The sequence below is a fragment of the Brevundimonas alba genome, from assembly GCF_011927945.1.
GTDB classification, from domain to species: domain Bacteria; phylum Pseudomonadota; class Alphaproteobacteria; order Caulobacterales; family Caulobacteraceae; genus Brevundimonas; species Brevundimonas alba.
The window spans coordinates 2,111,550-2,132,302 of the sequence record NZ_JAATJM010000001.1 but is presented as its reverse complement, the minus strand read 5'-3'; the positions used below and the strand labels follow the sequence as shown (position 1 = coordinate 2,132,302).

Genomic DNA, 20,753 nt, shown 5'->3' with positions numbered 1-20,753 from the left:
ATCGCCGCCGTCAGCGTCGTCTTGCCGTGGTCAACGTGACCGATCGTGCCGATGTTGCAGTGCGGCTTGTTACGTTCGAACTTTTCCTTGGCCATGGCCAAAACTCCTGTGGCCCGGAAGGGGGCGTTGTTCAGCTATAGAATTCTGGAGCGGGTAGACGGAATCGAACCGACATATTCAGCTTGGAAGGCTGCTGTACTACCATTGTACTATACCCGCACGGAGACGGCCTCGGGCCCGTCCTTCCCGGGGGAAGCAGGGACCGTCGACCGCCGACCCGATGTGGCGTCCGGACCGGCGTCTCGAAAAGCGCGTGGTGGGGGAAGCAGGACTCGAACCTGCGAAGCTTACGCAGGGGATTTACAGTCCCCCCCCTTTGCCGCTCGGGACATTCCCCCAGCGCGCTGTTTTCGAACCGTCGGACCGTCTCTTCGTTCCCCTTTCGGAGAGCGCGTCGACGAAAGCTCTCGTTGTCTTGCGTCGCCTGCGATAGAGGGGGCGCCTGACCCGAAAGCCCTCAGGGCTCCAAATCGGAGGGCGTCTTATAGTGTCGAGAAATCCAGAACGCAACGACCGGAAATCGGGCAAAAAGCCGGCCTTCGGAAGCAAGGCCGGCGGGCGTTCCGACGCCTCCGGCAAAGGTCCGAGGGCGTCCGCTGCCGGCGGGCCCGACCGCGGCGGCTGGAACCCCAATCCGCCCGCCCGCAGCGCTGATTCCGCGCCTCGCCCGCCGCGCGGCGGCAAGGCTGACGCCGACAATTTCGTCTGGGGCCGCCATCCGGTGCTGGCCGCCCTCGCCAATCCGGCCCGCAAGGGCATGGGTCGGCTGCTGGCCACGGCCGACCGCGCCGCCGAGATCGAGAAGGACCGGCTGGCCCCGCACGGTCACAAGGTCGAGATCATCGACGCCGTCGCCCTCGCCCGCATGCTGCCTGCCGGGGCCGTGCATCAGGGGCTGGCGTTCAAGGTGCAGCCGCTCGAGGGCGTGGCGCTGGACGACATCGCCGATCCGGCTTCCGGCGTCATCGTCATGCTGGACCAGCTGACCGATCCGCAGAACGTCGGCGCCATCTTCCGCTCGGCCCTGGCCTTCGGCGCCAAGGGAATCGTGGTGCAGGACCGCCACTCCCCCGCCCTCGCCGGGGCGCTGGCCAAGGCGTCCGCCGGCGCGACGGAGCGCCTTCCCTGCGCCCGGGTCACCAATCTCAGCCGGGCGCTGGAGCGGCTGGCCGACCTCGGCTGGCGCGCCGTGGGTCTGGATGGCGCGGCGGAGCAGACGCTGGATCAGGCGCTGGACGCCCGGCCGACCGTGCTGGTCGTGGGTTCGGAAGGCGACGGGGTCCGCCGGCTGGTGGCCGAGCATTGCGATGTCATGGCCAAAATCCCCATGCCCGGCGGCTTCGAGAGCCTGAACGTCTCCAACGCCGCGGCCGTCGCCCTCTATGAGGCGGCGCGCAAACAGGCTGGAACCTGAACTCCGGTCCCCCGCTTGCCGAACCGCACTCCCCTGCCCTAGAGCCCGCGCATGGAATTCCTGAGCTCAGCCGAACTGTTCACGCCCGCCGCCATGACCGCCCTCGGTCAGGTGGTGATGATGGATCTGGTCCTCGCCGGCGATAACGCCGTGGCCGTGGGCCTTGCCGCCGCCGCCCTGCCGCAGGAGCAGCGCAAGAAGGCCATCCTCATCGGCCTGATCGCCGCCGTGGTGATGCGGATCGGCTTCGCCCTGATCACGGCCAGCCTTCTGGCCATCATCGGTCTGCTGCTGGCCGGCGGCCTGCTGCTGCTCTGGGTGTGCTGGAAGATGTGGCGCGAACTGCAGGAGCAACGCACCCACGACCAGGCCGAGGCGGAGCGCGAGCTCCAACTCGCCCTCAGCATCGAACACGGCAAGGGTCCGTCGCCCGAGGAGCTGGGCCTCAAGCGCAAATCGTTCGGCGCCGCCCTGATCCAGATCATGATCGCCGACATCACCATGTCGCTCGACAATGTGCTGGCCGTGGCCGGCGCGGCGCACGACCACCCGGTCATCATGGTGTTCGGCCTGGTGCTGTCGATCGCCCTGATGGGGGTGGCTGCCACCTATATCGCCAAGCTGCTGCACCGCTTCCGCTGGATCGGCTACCTCGGCCTGATCGTCGTCCTCTACGTCGCCCTGCACATGATCTGGGACGGCGCGCGCTCGGTGATCGTGCGCACCGACCGGATGGAGGAATTCAACGCCTCCGCCCCGGCCTTCCTCGACATCAGCCCGAAGGAGGCCGCCAAACACCTGAAGGGCACGCGGGGCGAGGAGAAGAGCGCCGCGCCGGCGCATGGGGAGCCAGCCGGGCCGGCCCCGGTCCGGCCCGCCGCGGTTCCGACCCCATAAGCAAAAAGGCCCGGATCGCTCCGGGCCTTTTCATTATACGCGTCGAACGTCAGGCCTCCGCCCCGCCGAACCGCTCCGACCACTCCGCCACCTGGGCGTCCTCGATCTTGGTGAACAGCACCCCGGCCGCCGCCACCGTCTGGCCGCGCGGCAGGACGTCGAGCAGCGCCTCGTCCGCCGAAGGCCACGACAGGTCGGTCGCCCCGACCGCCGCGCCGATCTTCTCCGCCGAGAATGGCATCACCGGCGCCGCCAGCCGGGCAAACAGGGCGACGAGGTTCAGGCCGGTGCGCACGCCCACCGCCGACCGTTCGACATCGGTCTTGAAGGCGGTCCAGGGCGCCGCCTCCTGAAGATATTCGTTGCCCAGCACCCAGACCGCCCGCAGCGCCTGCGCCGCCTTGCGGAACTCCATGGCCTCGAACTGCGCCGTGGCCTCAGAGATTCCGGCGCGCAGATCGGCCTCCAGCTTGAGCTCCAGCGGCCCCGGCTCGCCCGCGTCAGGCACCACGCCGTCGAATTTGCTCTCGGCGAATTTGACGATGCGGTTGACGAAATTGCCCAGCACATCGGCCAGGTCCTTGTTGGTCGTCGACTGGAACTGCTCCCAGGTGAAGGCCGCGTCCGCCCCCTCGGGCCCATAGGCGGTCAGGTGCCAGCGCCAGTAGTCGGCGGGCAGCAGCTCCAGCGCCTGATCCATGAAGACGCCGCGCTTCTGGCTGGTCGAGAATTTCCCGCCGTACCAGTTCAGCCAGTTGAAGGCCTTCAGCGTGTCGACCGTCTTCCACGGCTCGCCCGAACCCAGGATGGTCGCCGGGAAGCTGACGGTGTGGAAGGCGACGTTGTCCTTGCCCATAAACTGGACGTAGCGGACGTCGTCCGCGCCCTCGTCGGTCCGCCACCAGTCGCGCCACGTCCGGCGGGTCGCGTTCGCCCACTCCTCGGTCGCGCCGATGTATTCGATGGGCGCGTCGAACCAGACGTAGAAGACCTTGCCCTCCATGCCCGGCCGCGGCCCGCCGTCGGGCCCCACCACTGGCACGCCCCATTTCAGGTCGCGGGTGATGCCCCGGTCGATCAGCCCCTCGTCGAGATGCTTCAGCGCGATGGACCGCGCCAGCGTCTGCCAGTCGGTCTTGGTGCCGATCCAGTCGCGGATGCGGCCCTCCAGCTTCGTCTGCAGCAGATACAGGTGGCGCGTATCGCGCACCTCGAGGTTCCGCGAGCCGGACACCGACGAATACGGGTCGATCAGGTCGGTCGGGTCCAGCAGCCGCCCGCAGTTGTCGCACTGGTCGCCCCGCGCGCCGACATGGGCGCAGTGCGGGCAGGTCCCCTCGACATAACGATCGGGCAGGAAGCGCGCGTCGTCGACGGAATAGATCATCCGGTCGACCCGCTCTTCGATCAGCCCCTGCTCTTCCAGCACCTTGGCGAAATGCTGGGTGAGGCGGCGGTTCGGCTCGTTCGAGGATCGGCCGAACCAATCGTAGCTCAGGCCGAACGCCTCGCCCGCCGCCTTCTGGATCTCGTGCTGCTCGTCGCAATAGGTCCGCACGTCCTGACCGGCGGCGGCGGCGGCCAGCTCCGCCGGGGTGCCATGCTCGTCGGTGGCGCAGATGTAGAGCACCTCATGCCCCTGCGCCCGCTTGAACCGCGCAAAGACATCCGCCGGCAGCATCGATCCGGCCAGATTCCCCAGATGCTTGATGCCGTTGATGTACGGCAGGGCCGAGGTGATCAGGATGCGGGCCATGGTCGTCCGGGGAGTCTGGGGGAGGCGACGGATATAGAGGGCGACGCCGCCAACGTCACCACAGGCTGTGCGATTGCATGCCTCGGGCGTAGATTGGCGGCATGGCGATCATCCCCACCGTCAAATGCAGCGCCATCGCGCGGTCGATCGCCTTCTACACCGAAGTGCTCGATTTCGAGGTGCGGCGCGAATGGTCGGATAAGACCGATCCGGGATTCGCCTGGCTGATCCGCGCGGGCGACGTGCTGCACCTGTCGAGCCACAGCGGCGACGGGGTCTTCGGTCAGGCCGTCGTGGTCGAGGTGACCGGGATCGACGCCCTGTTCGAGACCTTCCTGTCCCGGGGACTGAAGACGCCCGCCTCGCCGGACTCTCCGGTCCACGAGGGGCCGCTCGACCAGAGCTGGGGCACGCGCGAATTCTACGTCGACGATCCGGACGGCAATACGCTCAGGTTCACCCAGCGCTGATCGGCAACCGCCGCGCCACCCTGACGAACCGCCCCGTCAGCAGCACTGATGACACCAGGCTGGCGATGATCACCGCCCAGACGAGGCCATCCACACCGACCTCGTGCGCCAGCCACCAGCCCAGCGGCATCATCACCAGGGTGTAGGCGCCGAAATGCATGATGGTCGGCCACCAGACGTCGCCCGCCGCCCGGTTGGCAGAGGCCGACACCACCTGAATCCCGTCCGCCACGAAGAACAGCGTCGCCAGCACCAGCGCCGGTATGACCACCGCCAGCAGGGCCGGGTCGCGGTTGTAGGCGCTCGCGACCAGCGGCGCCGTCGGCCACAGCACCAGCGCGACCAGCAGCGTCAGGGCGCTGACCACGCCGATGCCGACCAACCCCGCCCTCAGCACGCCGCGCCCGTCTCCGGCCCCATAGGCCCGGCCCACCAGCACCGCCGTCGCCGCCGACAGCCCCATCGGGACCATGAAGACGATGGCCGAGACGTTCAGCACGATCGTCCAGGCCGCGGTCTCGATGGCGCCCAACTGGCCCGCGATAAAGGTCATGGCGGCGAAGGCCCCCACCTCGATGAAATAGCTCGATCCCGCGCCATAGCCGATCTTGCGCTGCTCGCGTTCGGCGGCGTGATCCCTGACCGGCCGCCGGAACACGCCGATCTCCCGAGCCTCGGGCAGGCGCACGATGTAGACGATCAGGAACACCGCCAGCGAGGTCCTTGCGAACACCGTCGCCCAGGCGGAGGCCACCGCCCCGTCCAGCCCGATCCCCAGAATATCGGGCACCAGCAGCAGGTTCAGCGCCAGATTGATGCCGTTCGCCACCCACATCGCCCACATGCCGGCGCGCGGCCGGTGCATGGCCTCGAGGAAGAACTGCGCCGCCACGCTGACCAGATAGCCGGGCATCGACAGGGCGAAGACCACCAGCACCGGCGACGCGCCCTCGCCCAGCCCGTCGGCCAGCCCCATGTGCCGCAGCGCCCACGGCCCGATCAGGATCATGCCGATCATGGCGCTGATCCCGAGCTTCAGCGAATAGCTCACGCCCCGCCGCAGCACCGCCCCGACCTCATGCCGTCGGCCTTCGCCCAGGAAGCGCGCGGTCATGACCTGCACCCCCATCATCAGCCCGACCGCGGTGGTCACCACGATGGCCGTCGGCGCCAGCGCCAGCGAGCTGAACGCCAGTTCCCGGCTGGACCAGTTGCCGACCACGATCACGTCGGTCAGCCCCATGGTCATGATGCCGATGCGCGCCAGCACCACCGGCCACGCGAGGTGCAGCAGGTCTTTCAGGGTGGCGCGGGTCTGGGGGCTGAGGGCGGTCATGGGAGGCGGCAGAGGCCACGCGGGCGGCGGCGGGTCAACCTCGGATGTTTGGGCCCTGCATAAGCCCTCCTTTTCTTTCGTCATCCTCCGGCAAGCCGCGCCTTCGCGGCGCAGACCGGGGGACCCAGCGGCGCGCGAGAGCGCGACCCTGCCGGGAACACCGGTGTTCGCCGCCGTCGCGGCGCCGCTGGGTCCCCCGGTCACTCCTTCGGAGCGCCGGAGGATGACGAAAGGTATGGAGCGTCTTTCAGAACCACCCTAAACCACACCCATGCCCAAGCTGACGTCCGCCATCGATCCGAACAGCGCCGCCTTCAAGGCCCTCGACGCGCACAACCGCGCCCTCCGCGACGAGCTCTACGCCCGCGTCTCCAAAGCCGCGCTCGGCGGCCCCGAGAAGTCCCGCGAACGCCACGTCTCCCGCGGCAAGCTGCTGCCCCGCGACCGCGTCGAACGCCTGCTCGACCCCGGCTCGCCCTTCCTCGAGGTCGGACAGCTGGCCGCCAACGGCATGTATGACGACGAGGCGCCCGGCGCGGGAATGATCTGCGGCGTCGGCCGAGTCTCGGGCCGGGAGGTCATGATCGTCGCCAACGATCCGACGGTGAAGGGCGGCGCCTATTTCCCGATGACGGTGAAGAAGCATCTGCGGGCGCAGGAGATCGCCGAGCAGAACAACCTGCCCTGCGTCTATCTGGTCGATTCCGGCGGAGCCAACCTGCCGCACCAGGCCGAGGTCTTCCCCGACCGCGATCACTTCGGCCGGATCTTCTTCAACCAGGCCCGGATGTCGGCGAAGTCGATCCCGCAGATCGCCTGCGTCATGGGCTCCTGCACCGCCGGCGGCGCCTATGTCCCGGCCATGTCGGACGAGACGGTGATCGTGCGCGAACAGGGCACCATCTTCCTCGCCGGCCCGCCGCTGGTGAAGGCCGCCACCGGCGAGGTCATCTCGGCCGAGGAGCTGGGCGGGGCCGAGACCCACGGCCGCCGCTCGGGCGTGGTCGACTATGTCGCGGAGAACGATGAGCACGCGCTCGAGATCGTCCGCACCATCGTCGACAGCCTGAACACGGTGAAGCGCGTCGACCTCGACGTCCGCGAACCGCGCGCCCCCGCCTTCGACGCCGAAGAGCTGTACGGCCTGATCCCCGACGACGTCCGCGCGCCCTACGACGTGCGCGAGGTCATCGCCCGCCTTGTCGACGGCTCCGAGTTCGACGAGTTCAAGGCCCTGTACGGCACGACCCTGGTCTGCGGCTTCGCCCGCATCTGGGGCTATCCGGTCGCCATCCTCGCCAACAACGGCGTGCTGTTCTCCGAGAGTGCGCTCAAGGGCGCCCACTTCATCGAACTGGCCTGCAAGCGGAAGATTCCGCTGGTCTTCCTGCAGAACATCTCGGGCTTCATGGTCGGCGGCAAATACGAGGCCGAGGGCATCGCCAAGAACGGCGCCAAGCTGGTCACCGCCGTCGCCTCGGCGGAGGTGCCCAAATTCACCGTCCTGATCGGGGGCAGCTTCGGCGCCGGCAACTACGGCATGTGCGGCCGCGCCTACTCCCCTCGCTTCCTCTTCACCTGGCCCAACAGCCGGATCAGCGTCATGGGCGGCGAACAGGCCGCCGCCGTCCTCGCCACCGTCCACCGCGACGCCGACACCTGGACCTCGGAGGAGGCCGAGGCCTTCAAGGCCCCCGTCCGCCAGAAATACGAGGACGAAGGCAACCCCTACTACGCCACCGCCCGCCTCTGGGACGACGGCGTCATCGACCCTGTCCAGACGCGTGACGTGCTGGGGCTTGCGATCTCGGCGAGCCTCAACGCGCCCATCCCTGAAACGACCTTCGGCGTCTTCAGGATGTGATCGGGGCTGCGATGCTGACTGTGTACGCTCTTGCTCTCGCGCTGACCGCCGCCCCGCAGGTCGTTCAGGTTCCGGTAGAGGCGCCGCGGCTGTCCGAGGGGCCGCTGGCCTACGCCGGCCCGTTTGGCGGCAACCGCCTGTATCTCGATGCCGCCAGCTGGGAACGCTCGGACCTGCCGGGGCTGGTGGGCGGAACGGTCGTGATCATCACGCCGGACGACGCCGTCCCGGTCCAGGTGATGCGGGCGTGGATCGACTGCGGCCGCCGCGTCTATCAGCTCTCGCCGGGTCGGGCCTACAACACGGAAGGCGTCGAGTTCGCCGGGACCAGCTTCCTCCCCGACCAGCCGGTCGGGTCCGAAGGACCGATGAAGGATCTGTCGGACCGCGTCTGTGGCGCGTCATTCGACCTGGAGACGTTGGCGACCACTCCGGATTGGCGCGTCGCCCTAGATGAAGTCCGCTCGGCCGCCCCTGGCGGCTAGGGGCTCCTGCGGTCACGGCTGGCGGAGGATTTTCTCCATCTTCTTCCCGTTCGCCACCTCGTCCACCAGCTTGTCCATGTAGCGGACCTCGCGCATGAACGGGTCCTCGATCTCCTCGACGCGGTAGCCGCAGATCAGGCCCTTGATCAGGGACCGGTTCGGGTTCATCGCCGGAGCCTCGGCGAAGAAGGTCTCGAAATCGGTACCGGCCGCCAGCAGCGCCTCCAGCTGATCCTGCGAATAGCCCGTCAGCCAGCGGATCACCTCGTCCACCTCGGCCCGCGTACGTCCCTTGCGCTCGGCCTTGGCGACGTAGTGGACATGGACGCCCGCCACGCTCATCCGCCGGACCCGGTCCGTCGTGCTGGTCGCCATGTCGTCGCTCCATGTTCCGTTCGGCCCGCCACGCGTTATACCGGCGAGACCGCAGGAGACCACCATGGCCGATCCCACCCCCGCCGACCTCAACGCCCTCGACGTCACCCCCGCCGAGGCGGCCGAGATCAACGCCATCGCCCATCCGCTGCTGGCCGGCGCCGCGCCCGACGCCAACGATGATCTGGTCCAGATCCGCTCCACCCCCGACGGCGTCGTCTTCATCACCATCAACCGCCCGGCGAAGCGCAACGCCTTCGACGCCGCCACCATCGCCGCCCTCTACGAAGCCTTCGAGACCCTGCAGGGCGCCGACCATGTCCGCATCGTCTTCGTGCGCGGCGCGGGCGGCACCTTCAGCGCCGGCGCGGACCTGGGCTGGATGCGCGACGCCGCCGGCTGGTCCGAGAGCGACAACCGCGACGACGCCATGGGTCTGGCGAAGATGCTCAAGGCGCTGCACGACGTCCCGGCCCTGACCGTGGCCATCGTCGAGGGCGCGGCCATGGGCGGCGGGGCCGGCATCGTCGCCGCCTGCGACATGGCCGTGGCGGTGAAGGGCGCGAAATTCGCCTTCTCGGAGGTCAAGCTGGGCCTCATCCCCGCGACCATCGCCCCCTATGTGGTCGAGGCCGTCGGCGCCCGCACCGCCCGCGCGCTGTTCATGACGGCCGACGCCTTCGACGCCGACGCCGCGATGCGCTTCGGCCTCGTCGGCCACGTCCTCGCCTCCGCCGACGAGATCGACGGCTTCGTCACCGCCTTCGCCGACAGCATGAAGGCCTGCGCACCCGGCGCGGTCGGTGACGCCAAACGCCTCGTCCACCACGTCGCCGGCCACCGCCTCGACCACGGCCTGATGGAAGACACCGCCCGCCGCATCGCCCACGCCCGCGTCTCCCCCGAAGGCCAGGAAGGCGTCCGCGCCTACCTCGAAAAGCGCGAGCCGGGCTGGGCGGAGTAGGCGGCGCCGAAAACTCCCGCTAGGAACGGGGCCATGTTCAAATCCGTCCTGGTCGCCAATCGCGGCGAGATCGCCTGCCGCGTGTTCCGCACCGCCCGCCGCATGGGCCTGCGCACCATCGCCGTTTATTCCGAGGCCGACGCAGACGCCCTGCACGTGCGCGAGGCCGACGAAGCCGTGCTGATCGGCCCGGCCCCGGCGCGCGATTCCTATCTCGACGCGGCCAAGGTGCTCGCCGCGGCGAAAGCCACCGGCGCCGAGTCCATCCACCCCGGCTACGGCTTCCTGTCCGAGAACGCCGACTTCGCCGAGGCCGTCGCCGCCGCCGGCATCGTCTGGATCGGCCCCAAGCCCGCCTCCATCCGCGCCATGGGCCTCAAGGACGCGGCCAAGAAGCTGATGATCGAGGCCGGCGTGCCCGTCACCCCCGGCTATCAGGGAGAGGACCAGTCCGACGAAACCCTGACCGCCGAGGCCGCCCGCATCGGCTACCCGGTCCTGATCAAGGCGGTCGCCGGCGGCGGCGGCAAGGGCATGAAGAAGGTCGACCGCGCCGAAGACTTCGCCGACGGACTCGCCTCCGCCCGGCGCGAGGGCCAGTCCTCCTTCGGCGACCCGCGCGTCCTGATCGAGAGCTACATCACCCGCCCCCGCCACATCGAGGTGCAGGTCTTCGGCGATCAGCACGGAACCGTGGTCCACCTGCACGAGCGCGACTGCTCGCTCCAGCGCCGCCACCAGAAGGTGATCGAGGAGGCCCCTGCCCCCGGCATGGACGCCGCCACCCGCAAGGCCGTCACCGACGCCGCCGTTCGCGCCGCGAAAGCCGTGAACTACGAGGGCGCCGGCACCATCGAATTCATCGCCGACGCCTCCGACGGGCTCAAGGCCGACCGGATCTGGTTCATGGAGATGAACACCCGGCTGCAGGTCGAGCACCCGGTCACAGAGGCCATCACCGGCGTCGACCTCGTCGAATGGCAGTTCCGCGTCGCCGCCGGCGAGCCGATCCCGCTGAAGCAGGACGACATCCCCCTCAACGGCTGGGCCATGGAGGCGCGGCTGTATGCCGAGGACCCCGCCAACGGTTTCCTGCCCAGCATCGGCAGGCTCAAGCATTTCGTCATGCCGGGGGACGCCCGCCGTCGTTTAGGAGCCGGACAGGTCCGGGTCGATACGGGCGTACGCGAGGGCGGCGAGGTCAGCCAGTTCTACGACCCGATGATCGCCAAGCTGATCGTCCACGCCGCCGCTCGCGAAGAGGCCGCCACAGGCTTGGCTAACGCGTGCGCTCAAGTCGAGGTCTGGCCGGTTCGAACCAACGCCGGCTTTTTGGTTCGTTGCCTGCAGCACCCGCGCTTTGTCGCCGGCGACGTGGATACCGGCTTTATCGCCGCGGAAGAGGCGACGTTGCGCGAGGCCAGCCTCAGCACACGAGGTGTTCAGGAGGCTGCACGGGTCGTTCGGTACGAAGACGGGGCGGCCGGTTTCGATCCATTCACACCTTGGGAAGAATGGAGCGAGGCGGCTGGTCTGCGCCTGAACGCTACTCCTTCGCTGCGGCAGACCGTGTTCGTGGATGGGGTTCCGACCGTTATCGAGATAGATGACGCCATATCGGCCCGGTACGGACATTTCGAGCCAGAGCGCGGAGTCACCGTCTACTTCGAGAACGGAACGCCGTTCAGAGTCTCTGCGACCACTCCCCGGGGCGCGGCATCCAGCCCCGCCTCCGACGGCTCCCTCCGCGCGCCCATGCCCGGCAAGATCGTCGCCACGCCCGCCAAGGCCGGCGATACGGTGACGAAGGGCCAGCCCGTCGTCGTCCTCGAGGCGATGAAGATGGAGCACGCCCTCGTCGCCCCGTTCGACGGCGTCGTCGAGACCGTGTCCGCCGCGGTCGGCGATCAGGTCACCGACGGCGCCGTGCTCGCCGTCGTCCGCATACAGCCGACAAAGGATCAGGCATGAAATCTCTGACAGCGCTCATCTCGGCGGCGGTGCTGCTCTCGGCCGCGCCCGCCGTGGCGCAGGAGCTGAACCTCGCCCCGGCCGATCGCGCCGATCTGCAGTGCATGGCCCTGGTCGCCGTCATGGCCGGTGTGGCGATGGAGGAAGGCGGCGACGAAAGCGCCAGCGTTCAGATGGCGGGCATGTCCGGCGGTCTGATGTACTATCTGGGACGTCTGGAAGGCCGCTCTCCCGACGTCGACTGGCTGGCCCAGCTGACCGCCTATCTGGCCAAGGTGGAGGCGGAGGATTTCGAGGCCTTCGCCCCCCGCTGCAGCAAGGAACTGATCGAGAAGGGGCAGGCGCTCGTCGACTTCGGCGGCAAGCCCTGATCTCTCCATGTCGCTCCACATGATCAAGCTGTGCGTCGGCGTCGCCAGGGTCGAGACGCTGGAGCGCCGCGCGGCCAAGGGCGAATGGCTGACGGTCCACACCCGCATGACGCCCAAGCGCGCCACGGAGCTTGAGGACGGCGGCTCCCTGTTCTGGGTCATGAAGGGCTCGGTCGTCTGCCGCATGCCCATCCTCGACATCGCGACGAAGGGCGAGGGCAAGGCCTCGATGTGCCACATCCAGCTCTCGCCCGAGGTCATCCGCACCGCGCCCCAGGCCCGCCGTCCCTTCCAGGGCTGGCGGTATCTGGAGGCGAAGGACGCCCCGCCAGATTTCTCTTCGCTCGACGCCGGCGAGGTGCCGGAACATCTTGCGAAGCAGCTGCGCGAGATGGGGGCATGGTGAGGCCGCAGGCAACAGGCAGCAGGCAGCAGTCGCCGGACCCAAAAGAGCGGATGGTTCGTACGGTCCCGGCCCGCCTCTTCTTCCTGCTGCCCGCTGCCTGCTGCCTGCTGCCTCGCTTCTCTGTGCCGACTCCCGCTAGCCTGTCCTGATGGCCGCCGCCCGCTCCGACCGACTGCAAGACGCCCTGCAACGCATCTTCGAAGGCGGCCGGAACACCCAGGCCAGCTGGTTCGCCCTGACCGGCGGCGAGACCCTGTTCGCCGAGGGCGACACGGCCGACACCCTCTACCTGCTCCGCTCCGGCCGCCTCGGCGTCTTCCGCCGCGACGCCGACGGGGACCGCCCGCCCCAGTTCGTCGGCGTCATCCGGCCCGGAGAGCCCGCCGGCGAAATGGCCATGCTGGCCGGCACCGAGCACACCGCCGACGTCGTCGCCCTGCGCGATTCCGAGGTGTTGGCCCTGCCCCGCGACGCCTTCTTCGAGGCCGCCCGCACCGAACCCGACCTGATGGTCGAACTGTCCCGCCTGATGATCCAGCGCGCCCGCGACCGGCGCTCCGGCGGCGGCGAGCCCAGCGTCTTCGGCTTCATCTCCGCCCGTCCCCGCCCGATCCGCGCCTTCGTCGAGCGGATCGCCGCCGCCATCGAGGCCGACGGCTTCACCTGCCAGGTCATCGACCACTCGGCCCTGTCGTCCGCGTCCGAATGGTTCAGCCGGGTCGAGGACGCCCACGACTTCGTCCTCTACGTCGCCGAGATGGACGAGCCGGCGTGGGCCGCCCTCTGCGCCCGGCAGGTCGACCGCGTCTTCGTCGTCGGCGCCGGTCTGCTGGCCCCGCCGAACCGGCCGCTGCCCCACGCCGGCGTGCTCGACGCCCAGCGCCGCACCGATCTGATCCTTCTGCGCGACCCGCGCATGGTTCGGCCCGCCAACACCGCCGTCTGGATCGACGCCGTCTCCCCCGGTCGCTGGTTCCAGGCCGTCGAGGGCGATCAGGCCGACGCCGAGCGGATGGCCCGCGTCGTCACCGGCACGGCCGTGGGCGTGGTCATGTCAGGCGGCGGCGCCCGCGCCTATGCCCACATCGGCGCCCTCAAGGCGCTGAAGGAGGCCGGCGTCCCCGTCGACTTCGTGGGCGGCGCCTCCATGGGCGCGGTGATCGCCGCCGGACCCGCCTTGAACTGGTCGCAGGAGGAGCTGGAGGCGCGGATCCGCAAGGCCTTCGTGCAGAGCGATCCCCTCTCCGACCTCGCCTTCCCCATGCTGGCCCTGACCCGCGCCAAGAAGGTGGATCGCCTGCTGCTCGAGGCCTATGGCGAGATCGATCTGGCCGACCTGCACCGGCCCTTCTTCGCCGTCTCGACCAACCTCACCAGCGGCAAGATCGAGGTGCATCGCCGCGGCCTGATGCGCCGCGCCATGCGCGCCTCCATCGCCATTCCCGGCATCCTGCCGCCGGTGGTCATCGACGGGCAGGTGCTGGTCGACGGTGCCGTGCTCAAGAACCTGCCCGCCGAAGTGATGCGCGGCATGAACGCCGGTCCCGTGATCGGCGTGGACATGTCCGAGGCGCGCGGCGTCGACCCGGCCATGATCGAGCGCCCGCCGTCGATCTGGCGGCTGATCGCCACCGGGGCTTGGCGTCGCGGCCCGCCCATCGTCTCGATCCTGATGCGCTCGGCCACCCTCACCACGGACGCCGATCTGGACAACGCCCGCGCCGCCACCGACCTGCTGATCCAGCCGACGCCCGACGGCATCGACATCCGCGACTGGAAGGGGTTCGACGTCGGCGTCGAGGCCGGCTACCGCGCCACCCGCGAGGCGCTGGCCACCCTGGACGGTCCGGTGACAGGCCTGCGCCGCCGCAAACCGGTCAGCGCTTCCGCGCCACCAGAAACAGCCGCGGAAACGGCAGCAGCGTCACCCCGTCGTCCCTCTGCGGAAAAGCCGCCGAAAGCCGGCCGCCGAGCGCGTCGAGAAAAGCCGCCTGCATGACCGGATCGGTCAGCACCGCCAGATACGGCCGCAGCGCCGTGCCCTTCATCCATTCCAGCACCGCATCCGGCCCGGTCAGCGCCTGCAGATACGACGTCGACCAGACGTCGACCGCCTCGCACGCCTCCGCCAGCACGGCGTAATACTGCTCCGGCTCCAGCAGCGGCGCGACCGTCTCCACCCCCGCCAACGCCCCGGCCCACGACCCTTGCTCCGCGATCTCCCGCATCAACGCATGGTGCCGCGTCTCCCAGGCCATCGGCATCTGCACGGCGATCACGCCGCCGGGCGCCAAGGTCGCCGTCAGACGCCTGAACAGCGCTTCGTGATCCGACAGCCAGTGCAGCGAGGCGTTGGCGAAGATCAGGTCCACCGGTCGCTCGGGCCTCCAGTCCGCGATGTCCCCCAGCCGCCACTCGACGTCGGCCTCGCTCTGACGCGCTGCGGTCAGCATCTCCTCGCTTGAATCCAGCCCATGCACCTTGGCCTCGGGCCACCGCCGCCTCAGCGCCACGGCATGCTGTCCCGCTCCGCATCCGAGGTCCCAGATCTCCGCCGCCTCAAGCTGTTCGGGCAGGCGCGCCAGCAGGTCATGCGCCGCGCGGTCGCGCTCGCGTTCGAACCGGCTGTACTGGAGGGGATCCCAGGCGGGGCGGATGTCGGTCATCCCGTATCGCCTCCGTGGGATCGGGCGATGGTACAGCCTCTCAGGATTGAACTGAGGACCTCCGGCTCCACAAACCGGCGCTCTAACCAGCTGAGCTAAGGCTGCACGTATCCGCGCGAGCGGCGTATCTAGCCGTGTCGCCGACGCCGATCAAGGTCGATTTGAAAGAAGAAGGCAGGGAGCAGGCAGCCTCTTCCTGCTGCCTGTTGCCTGCTGCCTGCTGCCTGCTGCCTCTCGCCTCAGCTCCATCCCTTCGACGCGATATACTGCTCCAGCGCCGCGATCCGGCTGGCGTCCGACGGGTGGGTCGAGGCGAACTCGGGCGTCGAGCCCTGCCGCTGCTCCGCCATCAGCCGCCAAAGGGCGACGGCCTCCGACGGCCGGTATCCGGCGCGCTGCAGATAGTCGACGCCCAGCCGGTCCGCCTCGAGCTCATGATTGCGCGAGAACGGCAGCAGCACGCCCAGCTGGGCGCCCAGCCCGCCGATCGCCCCGGCCGCCTTGCCGTAGTCGCCGGCGGCGCTCTGGACCCCGCCCAGCACCACGCTGGTCGCGGCCGAGGTCGAATAGCGCTCGGCGGCGTGGCGGGCGACGACGTGCCCGACCTCGTGGCCCAGCACGGTCGCCAGCTGGTCGTCATTGCGGACGAGGCTCAGCAGGCCGGTGGTCACGCCGATCTTGCCGGACGGGAGGACGAAGGCGTTGGGGGTCTGGTCCACGAACAGGGCGTAGTCCCAGGTGCGGTCGCCCAGACCTGCGGCCTCGACGATCCGCGCGCCCACCCGGCGGATCCGCGCATTGGCGGCGGCGTCGGTCGAAGTGCGCTGGGTGCGCAGCGCCTCGGCCCAGGCGGCCTCCGACTGCTGCGTCAGGGCGCTGTCGTCGACGATCAGGAACTGGTTTCGGCCCAGCGTCTCGTTATAGGCGCAGCCGCTGGCGGACAGGGCGGCGACGGCGGCGATGGCGAAGGTCAGGCGGCGGTTCATGGCAGTCTCCTTTGAGGCTCGCCGCACAACGCCTGAACTGCGGCTACGCTCCAACGAAAACGCCCCGGTCGTGAGACCGGGGCGTCGTCGCAATAGAGTTTCCGAAGCTTAGTCGCTCGGGAGACGGAACCGGGTGGTGAAGGTCACCCGGGCGTTCACCGCGGCGCCGTCGACCGTCCGCGGCGAGAGCCGGGCCCGTCGTGCGCCGGCCAGCGCGGCCGCTCCGAAACCAGCGCCACCAGGATCTTCCGACACGACGTTGCAGTCGGAGACACTGCCGTTCTGGTTGACGAGGCAGTTCAGGACCACCGTGCCGCTCTCGATACCGCGCGACTGGGCGCGTTCCGGGAAGTCGATGGGCGGTTGACGCGCCCAGCTCGGGTTGGTGATCACCGACGGCTTCGGCGGCGGCGGCGGCAGGGGAACGGTCACCGGTCCGTCGATACGGCCCGGCGGGATCGTCGAGGCGATCCGGTCTTCCTTCGGCGTCGGCGGCACCGGAAGCGGCGGCACCGGGATGTTCACCGGAAGAGGCGCGGGAACGCGGACCTGCAGCTTCGGCGGCGGCGCCGTTTCCGGCGGCGGCGGCGGAGGCGGGGGCGGCGGCGGCGGCGGCGGGATCGGCTCGATGATCTCGACGTCGACGGCGTCGTCCGAATAGTGGACCTCGCGAAGCTTGAACTGGGCGTTGATGAAATAGAACGCCAGCAGTCCGAAGAACAGGCAGACGATCACGATGCTGATGATGAACACATGCGGGGGGACCCCGAAAATGCCCTTCGCCTTCGGCGGATCGTAGAGACTGCGATGATATTCGACTTCAGTCATGCTCTCACCGCTCCTACTTCGTCGTCTGCTCTTCGCCGACCAGGGCGACGCTGTAGAAACCACTGTCCTGGAGCGAATTCATGACCTGCATGAAGTCGCCGTAGCGGGTCGTCTGATCCGACCGGATGAAGATCCGTTCGTCCGACGGCGTCTTGTTGCCGATCAGACCGAGCAGGGCGGTCCCGACGCCATCGGGACCTTCCTGGATCTCGTTGTCGCCGATGTAGACCCTGGAGTCGGCCTGGATCGAGACAAAGAACGGCTTCGGCGGGTTCTCTTGCGGCTTGGCGACCGCGACCGGCAACTTAACCACCACCGACACGGTGGCGAGCGGGGCCGCCACCATGAAGATGATGAGCAGGACAAGCATGATGTCCACGAACGGCGTGACGTTGATCTCGCTGTTCTGCTCGATGGCGTACTTACCGCCGCCGCCGCCTGAGAGTTTGGCGGCCATCCGGGTTACGCCCCCTTGTCGAGGTTACGCGACACGGCGTTCATCAGTTCGGCGTTGAAGCCGTCCGAACGGGTGCCGTAGGCCGCGATGCGGGTGTTGAAGTAGTTGTAGAAGATAACCGCCGGGATAGCGGCGAACAGACCGATGCCGGTGGCGAGCAGCGCTTCCGAGATACCCGGGGCGACCGAGGCCAGGTTGGTCGTGTTGGTGTTCGCGATGCCGATGAACGAGTTCATGACGCCGTAAACTGTGCCGAACAGACCGATGAACGGACCGGTCGAACCGACCGAGGCCATGAACTGCTGGCCGCCCGACAGGCGCTTGGCCAGACCGGACTGAACAGCGGACACGGCGGCCTGGGCGCGCATCAGCGCCGAGTCGCGGTGATCGCCGGTGACCGAGAGGCCCGCCTGACGCGACAGCTCGACTTCGTCGGTGGCCGCGGCGGCCATGTCGGCCAGCGGGTTGCCTTCGAACTCTTCCGACGTGGCCACGCGGCGCATGTCGGCGATCGTGCGGGTCTGACGGAAGGCTTCCAGGAACCGGTCGGTGCTGCGGTTCAGCGCGCCGAACTCGAACAGTTTGATCAGCAGGATCACCCAGGTGAACACCGAGGCGAGCAGCAGGCCGATCATGACGACCTTAACGACGATGTCCGCTTCCATGAACATCTTGGCGGGGGTCAGCTTGTTGCCGCCGCCTTCAGCGGCAGCTTCTTCACCGGCCGCCGGGGCCGCTTCGGTCGTGGTCGCAGCCGGAGCCGCGGCCGCGTCGGTCGCGGCGGGAGCCGTGGCGGCCGTGGTGGCGGCCGGGGCGGCAGTATCCTGCGCGAGGACCGGCGTACCGGCCATCAGCACGGCGGCGCCGGCCATGGCCAGGAGGATGTTGGTCTTCTTGATATCGAGCATAGTTCGCCAGTTCCTGCTTTTTTGGTCTGACTCGTGGAACCCTGAGAAACGGCCGCAGACGACGACCGCCACTCCATGAAAATCTCGTCTGCGTCGCGGGGTTTTGTTGAACCCCGATCTGCGGAACGCCTCCTGACGCTTCCGGTTGCCTGTGGGCTTCCGGGGCGGTGTGGACGGCCTCGGGAAGGGATGTTCCCGCCTCCGCCGACCGCCTGCCAAGAAAAGCGGTCAAGCTCCTTTGGCGAACGGTTATCAGAGCGTCAAGTGCGCAACGGCGCTTTTCCCCCTGCGGGAGAGCAAGCGCGTTCAAAGCCGAGGATTCCGGCCGAAAGCGACAATTTCATGATGGGTGACACCGATTTCCGGCGTCGCTAGAAACGATGGTGCCTGGGGGCGGATTCGAACCACCGACACGCGGATTTTCAATCCGCTGCTCTACCAACTGAGCTACCCAGGCGAAGGCGTCCATTCGCGAGAGCGGCGTCTATAGGCGAGCCGATTTCTGGTGTCCAGCGGTCTTGTCAGCCTTCGCCGTCGTCGTCCGGCGGCGTCTCGTCGAGCGGGCCGGGAATGACATAGCCGCCCGTGAACCAACGCTGCAAATCCACATCCGCGCAGCGTTTCGAGCAGAACGGCTTGTATTTCGGGTCGGCCGGTTGACGCCGGCAGTTGGGACAGGTGGCCATGGCCTCAGCCTTCATCGATTTCAGGGCCGCCGGTCAGCGCCGGATCGGCCTTCACGCGCGCCCTCGGCCCCAGCCGCGCCGCCAGCGGCTCCGCCACGGCGGCCACCGCGGGCGGGCAGCGCACCGTCAGATAGGGCGCGGCCGTGTTCTCCGCCAGCGCCAGCCCGAGCCGTCGCACCGCCTCGATGGCCCGCGCCTCCACCGTCGGCCGCCCAGCCGGACCCAGCAGCCGCTCCTCGACGGGCGTCGTCCGCCACGGCAGCGACAGCATCAGCACGCCGAACCGGTTCACCGGCCCATACGAAATCTCCGGATCCTCGCCGAACGCCGCCTTCGCCGCCGCCAGCATGGCCGCGCCGTCGTGCCCCGTCCCGACCAGGTCGACCGCCACCAGCCCGCCCCAGCCCTTCAGCCGGATCATGCGCGCCGCCTGCATCAGCCCGTCCCGATTGGCCCGGCCCTTGTCGCGCCGCCCGTCCCGGCCCGGAGCCGCCGCGTGATCGATGTCCACCGCCACCAGAGCCCGCGTCCGCTCCACGGCCAGCGTCACCCCCAGCCCGGCGAACAGTCCGCCCGGCGCCAGCGCCTCTTCCCCGGCCTCCATCGACGCCCGCAGAGCCCCCGCCCCGGTCCGAATCTCCACCCCCGGCGCCAGCCGCGCCAGCCGCTCCGCCATCGAGGGCGCCGGACTTAGCAGCCGCGGCTCCCCCTCCCCCGCCCCGATCAGGCGCAGCGTCGGCCCCTTGCGCTCGCGTGGCTCGGCCGAGACCTCGACCCCGACCTTCCGCCCGACAGCGACCGCGTCGCCCTTGCGCAGCGGCAGGAAGCCGAACGGCTCGGGCGCGCCCAGATCGACGAAGGCGCCCTTCATCCCCGCATCTATCGACACGATCCGGCCGACGGACCGCGCCCCCAGCCTGTGGCCCGGCGTGTCGCTGTCCCTGTCTATAAGAAGGCGGTCGAACCGGCCGTCCCGAACCACCACGCCCCGGACCTCGCCGGGCGTCTCGTCCAGAAAGACCTCGACGCCGCTCACTCCGCGCGCCAGCCGGCCCCGGCCAGCAGGTTCACGGTCTCGAACAGCGGCAGGCCGACAATGGCGGGATAGCTGCCGACGATGCGGGTCACGAAGGCCCCGGCCCGGCCCTGGATGCCATAGCCCCCGGCCTTGCCCTTCCATTCGCCCGAGCGGACGTAGGCGGCGATCTCGGCGTCGGACAGCACCTTGAACGAAACCCGCGCCTCGACGACCCGGTGCCGGATCGCGCCGCCGGCCGCCACGGCGACCCCGGTGAAGACCCGGTGATTGCGCCCCGACAGCAGTTTCAGGAACCGCACCGCCTCGGCCTCGTCGGCCGCCTTCTCCAGAAAGCGCCGGCCGACGGCCACCACCGTATCGGCGGCCAGCACGACGGCATCCGGCGCGCGGGCCGCCACGGCCTGCGCCTTGCCCAGCGCCAGCCGCGCGGCGAGACGCGGCGGCGTCTCGTCCTTCAGCGGGGTCTCGTCGATGTCGGCGGGTTCGATGCGGTCGGGGACGATCCCGACCAGCGCCAGCAGTTCCACGCGGCGCGGGCTGGCCGAAGCCAGCACAAGTTCAGGACGGCTCATTCGAGCCCGTCCTTACTTGAAGCGGTAGGTGATGCGGCCCTTGGTCAGGTCGTAGGGCGTCATCTCGACCAGAACCTTGTCGCCGGCCAGCACGCGGATGCGGTTCTTGCGCATCTTGCCTGCGGTGTGGGCGATGATTTCGTGGTCATTCTCGAGCGTCACGCGGAACGTGGCGTTCGGCAGCAGTTCGCTGACGGTGCCGGGAAACTCGAGCAGTTCTTCCTTAGCCATGCGGCCTCTCA

Annotated in this window: 22 protein-coding genes, 4 tRNA genes and 1 pseudogene; 10 read left to right on the top strand and 17 right to left on the bottom strand. The window is 69.0% G+C overall.

Translation table 11 applies throughout. The annotated features are described in order from the left end of the window. The 3 genes from GGQ87_RS10310 to GGQ87_RS10300 form a co-directional block, all read right to left on the bottom strand. On the bottom strand, positions 1–95 hold a 95-nt coding region (locus tag GGQ87_RS10310; RefSeq protein ID WP_209282537.1), incomplete at its 3' end, for a GTP-binding protein. A gap of 50 nt (positions 96–145) precedes the next feature. Next, positions 146–219 (bottom strand) — tRNA-Gly (locus GGQ87_RS10305). Between the two features lie 95 nt (positions 220–314). Beyond that, positions 315–398 (bottom strand) — tRNA-Tyr (locus GGQ87_RS10300). 149 nt (positions 399–547) lie between these two features. Here GGQ87_RS10300 and rlmB point away from each other — a divergent pair. Together rlmB and GGQ87_RS10290 are read left to right on the top strand one after the other, a co-directional pair. Continuing rightward, entirely contained in the window at positions 548–1,474 is a 927-nt protein-coding gene (rlmB, locus tag GGQ87_RS10295; protein ID WP_168047163.1) for a 23S rRNA (guanosine(2251)-2'-O)-methyltransferase RlmB, read from the top strand. A gap of 51 nt (positions 1,475–1,525) precedes the next feature. Further along, a complete protein-coding gene (locus GGQ87_RS10290; protein WP_168047161.1) occupies positions 1,526–2,371 on the top strand; it encodes a TerC family protein in 846 nt (281 codons plus the stop codon). Positions 2,372–2,420: 49 nt separating this feature from the next. On the opposite strand, the gene metG is transcribed toward GGQ87_RS10290, so the two are convergent. Next, positions 2,421–4,127 carry a methionine--tRNA ligase gene (metG, locus tag GGQ87_RS10285; protein ID WP_168047159.1) on the bottom strand — a complete coding sequence of 569 codons (1,707 nt, stop codon included), beginning with the start codon at positions 4,125–4,127 and terminating at the stop codon, positions 2,421–2,423. A gap of 101 nt (positions 4,128–4,228) precedes the next feature. Here metG and GGQ87_RS10280 point away from each other — a divergent pair, with 101 nt between their 5' ends. Beyond that, positions 4,229–4,597 (top strand): bleomycin resistance protein, encoded by a 369-nt coding sequence (locus tag GGQ87_RS10280; protein ID WP_168047157.1) that lies wholly within the window; start codon positions 4,229–4,231, stop codon positions 4,595–4,597. Here GGQ87_RS10280 and GGQ87_RS10275 read toward each other — a convergent pair. Next, complete coding sequence (locus GGQ87_RS10275) at positions 4,584–5,933, bottom strand: MATE family efflux transporter (RefSeq protein ID WP_168047155.1); 1,350 nt, start codon at positions 5,931–5,933, stop codon at positions 4,584–4,586. The two genes, GGQ87_RS10280 and GGQ87_RS10275, sit on opposite strands and share 14 nt — an antisense overlap. 271 nt (positions 5,934–6,204) lie before the next feature. Between GGQ87_RS10275 and GGQ87_RS10270 the strand changes: the two genes are divergently transcribed. Both GGQ87_RS10270 and GGQ87_RS10265 read left to right on the top strand, forming a co-directional pair. Next, complete coding sequence (locus GGQ87_RS10270) at positions 6,205–7,797, top strand: carboxyl transferase domain-containing protein (protein WP_168047153.1); 1,593 nt, start codon at positions 6,205–6,207, stop codon at positions 7,795–7,797. A gap of 11 nt (positions 7,798–7,808) precedes the next feature. Then, on the top strand, positions 7,809–8,282 hold the full coding sequence (locus GGQ87_RS10265) for a hypothetical protein (protein WP_168047151.1): 474 nt from the start codon (positions 7,809–7,811) through the stop codon (positions 8,280–8,282). A 12-nt stretch (positions 8,283–8,294) separates the two neighbouring features. Here the strand turns inward: GGQ87_RS10265 and GGQ87_RS10260 are convergent, their stop codons facing one another. Next, entirely contained in the window at positions 8,295–8,657 is a 363-nt protein-coding gene (locus GGQ87_RS10260; protein ID WP_168047149.1) for a DUF2200 domain-containing protein, read from the bottom strand. A gap of 64 nt (positions 8,658–8,721) precedes the next feature. Between GGQ87_RS10260 and GGQ87_RS10255 the strand changes: the two genes are divergently transcribed. From GGQ87_RS10255 to GGQ87_RS10235, 5 genes are all read left to right on the top strand, one after another. Then, the gene (locus GGQ87_RS10255) at positions 8,722–9,621 is read left to right on the top strand and encodes an enoyl-CoA hydratase-related protein (protein ID WP_168047147.1); all 900 of its coding nucleotides are present in this window, start codon (positions 8,722–8,724) and stop codon (positions 9,619–9,621) included. A 33-nt stretch (positions 9,622–9,654) separates the two neighbouring features. Next, a complete protein-coding gene (locus GGQ87_RS10250) occupies positions 9,655–11,592 on the top strand; it encodes an acetyl/propionyl/methylcrotonyl-CoA carboxylase subunit alpha (RefSeq protein ID WP_168047145.1) in 1,938 nt (645 codons plus the stop codon). Further along, on the top strand, positions 11,589–11,963 hold the full coding sequence (locus GGQ87_RS10245) for a hypothetical protein (RefSeq protein ID WP_168047143.1): 375 nt from the start codon (positions 11,589–11,591) through the stop codon (positions 11,961–11,963). Before GGQ87_RS10250 ends, GGQ87_RS10245 begins: the two co-directional genes overlap by 4 nt. Before the next feature lie 7 nt (positions 11,964–11,970). Further along, positions 11,971–12,369 carry a DUF1489 family protein gene (locus GGQ87_RS10240; RefSeq protein WP_168047141.1) on the top strand — a complete coding sequence of 133 codons (399 nt, stop codon included), beginning with the start codon at positions 11,971–11,973 and terminating at the stop codon, positions 12,367–12,369. Between the two features lie 148 nt (positions 12,370–12,517). Then, positions 12,518–14,368, top strand: a complete 1,851-nt coding sequence (locus GGQ87_RS10235) for a patatin-like phospholipase family protein (RefSeq protein ID WP_168047139.1) — start codon at positions 12,518–12,520, stop codon at positions 14,366–14,368. Between the two features lie 214 nt (positions 14,369–14,582). Here the strand turns inward: GGQ87_RS10235 and GGQ87_RS15445 are convergent. The 11 genes and pseudogenes from GGQ87_RS15445 to infA form a co-directional block, all read right to left on the bottom strand. Further along, positions 14,583–15,035: pseudogene (locus GGQ87_RS15445) on the bottom strand (methyltransferase domain-containing protein); the annotation flags it as partial. Between the two features lie 28 nt (positions 15,036–15,063). Continuing rightward, positions 15,064–15,140 (bottom strand) — tRNA-His (locus tag GGQ87_RS10230). Between the two features lie 134 nt (positions 15,141–15,274). Next, complete coding sequence (locus GGQ87_RS10225; protein WP_168047137.1) at positions 15,275–16,021, bottom strand: M48 family metallopeptidase; 747 nt, start codon at positions 16,019–16,021, stop codon at positions 15,275–15,277. A 108-nt stretch (positions 16,022–16,129) separates the two neighbouring features. Continuing rightward, entirely contained in the window at positions 16,130–16,849 is a 720-nt protein-coding gene (locus tag GGQ87_RS10220) for a TonB family protein (RefSeq protein ID WP_168047135.1), read from the bottom strand. 13 nt (positions 16,850–16,862) lie between these two features. Next, positions 16,863–17,306 carry a biopolymer transporter ExbD gene (locus tag GGQ87_RS10215; protein ID WP_168047133.1) on the bottom strand — a complete coding sequence of 148 codons (444 nt, stop codon included), beginning with the start codon at positions 17,304–17,306 and terminating at the stop codon, positions 16,863–16,865. Positions 17,307–17,311: 5 nt separating this feature from the next. Continuing rightward, a complete protein-coding gene (locus GGQ87_RS10210) occupies positions 17,312–18,214 on the bottom strand; it encodes a MotA/TolQ/ExbB proton channel family protein (protein ID WP_168047131.1) in 903 nt (300 codons plus the stop codon). A 381-nt stretch (positions 18,215–18,595) separates the two neighbouring features. Further along, positions 18,596–18,671, bottom strand: a tRNA-Phe gene (locus tag GGQ87_RS10205). 64 nt (positions 18,672–18,735) lie between these two features. Then, positions 18,736–18,900 (bottom strand): DNA gyrase inhibitor YacG, encoded by a 165-nt coding sequence (locus GGQ87_RS10200; RefSeq protein ID WP_168047129.1) that lies wholly within the window; start codon positions 18,898–18,900, stop codon positions 18,736–18,738. A 4-nt stretch (positions 18,901–18,904) separates the two neighbouring features. Continuing rightward, a complete protein-coding gene (locus GGQ87_RS10195) occupies positions 18,905–19,936 on the bottom strand; it encodes a S1 domain-containing protein (protein ID WP_168047127.1) in 1,032 nt (343 codons plus the stop codon). Continuing rightward, positions 19,933–20,511 carry a Maf family protein gene (locus tag GGQ87_RS10190; RefSeq protein ID WP_168047125.1) on the bottom strand — a complete coding sequence of 193 codons (579 nt, stop codon included), beginning with the start codon at positions 20,509–20,511 and terminating at the stop codon, positions 19,933–19,935. Before GGQ87_RS10190 ends, GGQ87_RS10195 begins: the two co-directional genes overlap by 4 nt. Before the next feature lie 12 nt (positions 20,512–20,523). Then, on the bottom strand, positions 20,524–20,742 hold the full coding sequence (gene infA / locus GGQ87_RS10185; protein WP_008261544.1) for a translation initiation factor IF-1: 219 nt from the start codon (positions 20,740–20,742) through the stop codon (positions 20,524–20,526). Positions 20,743–20,753: the final 11 nt, after the last annotated feature.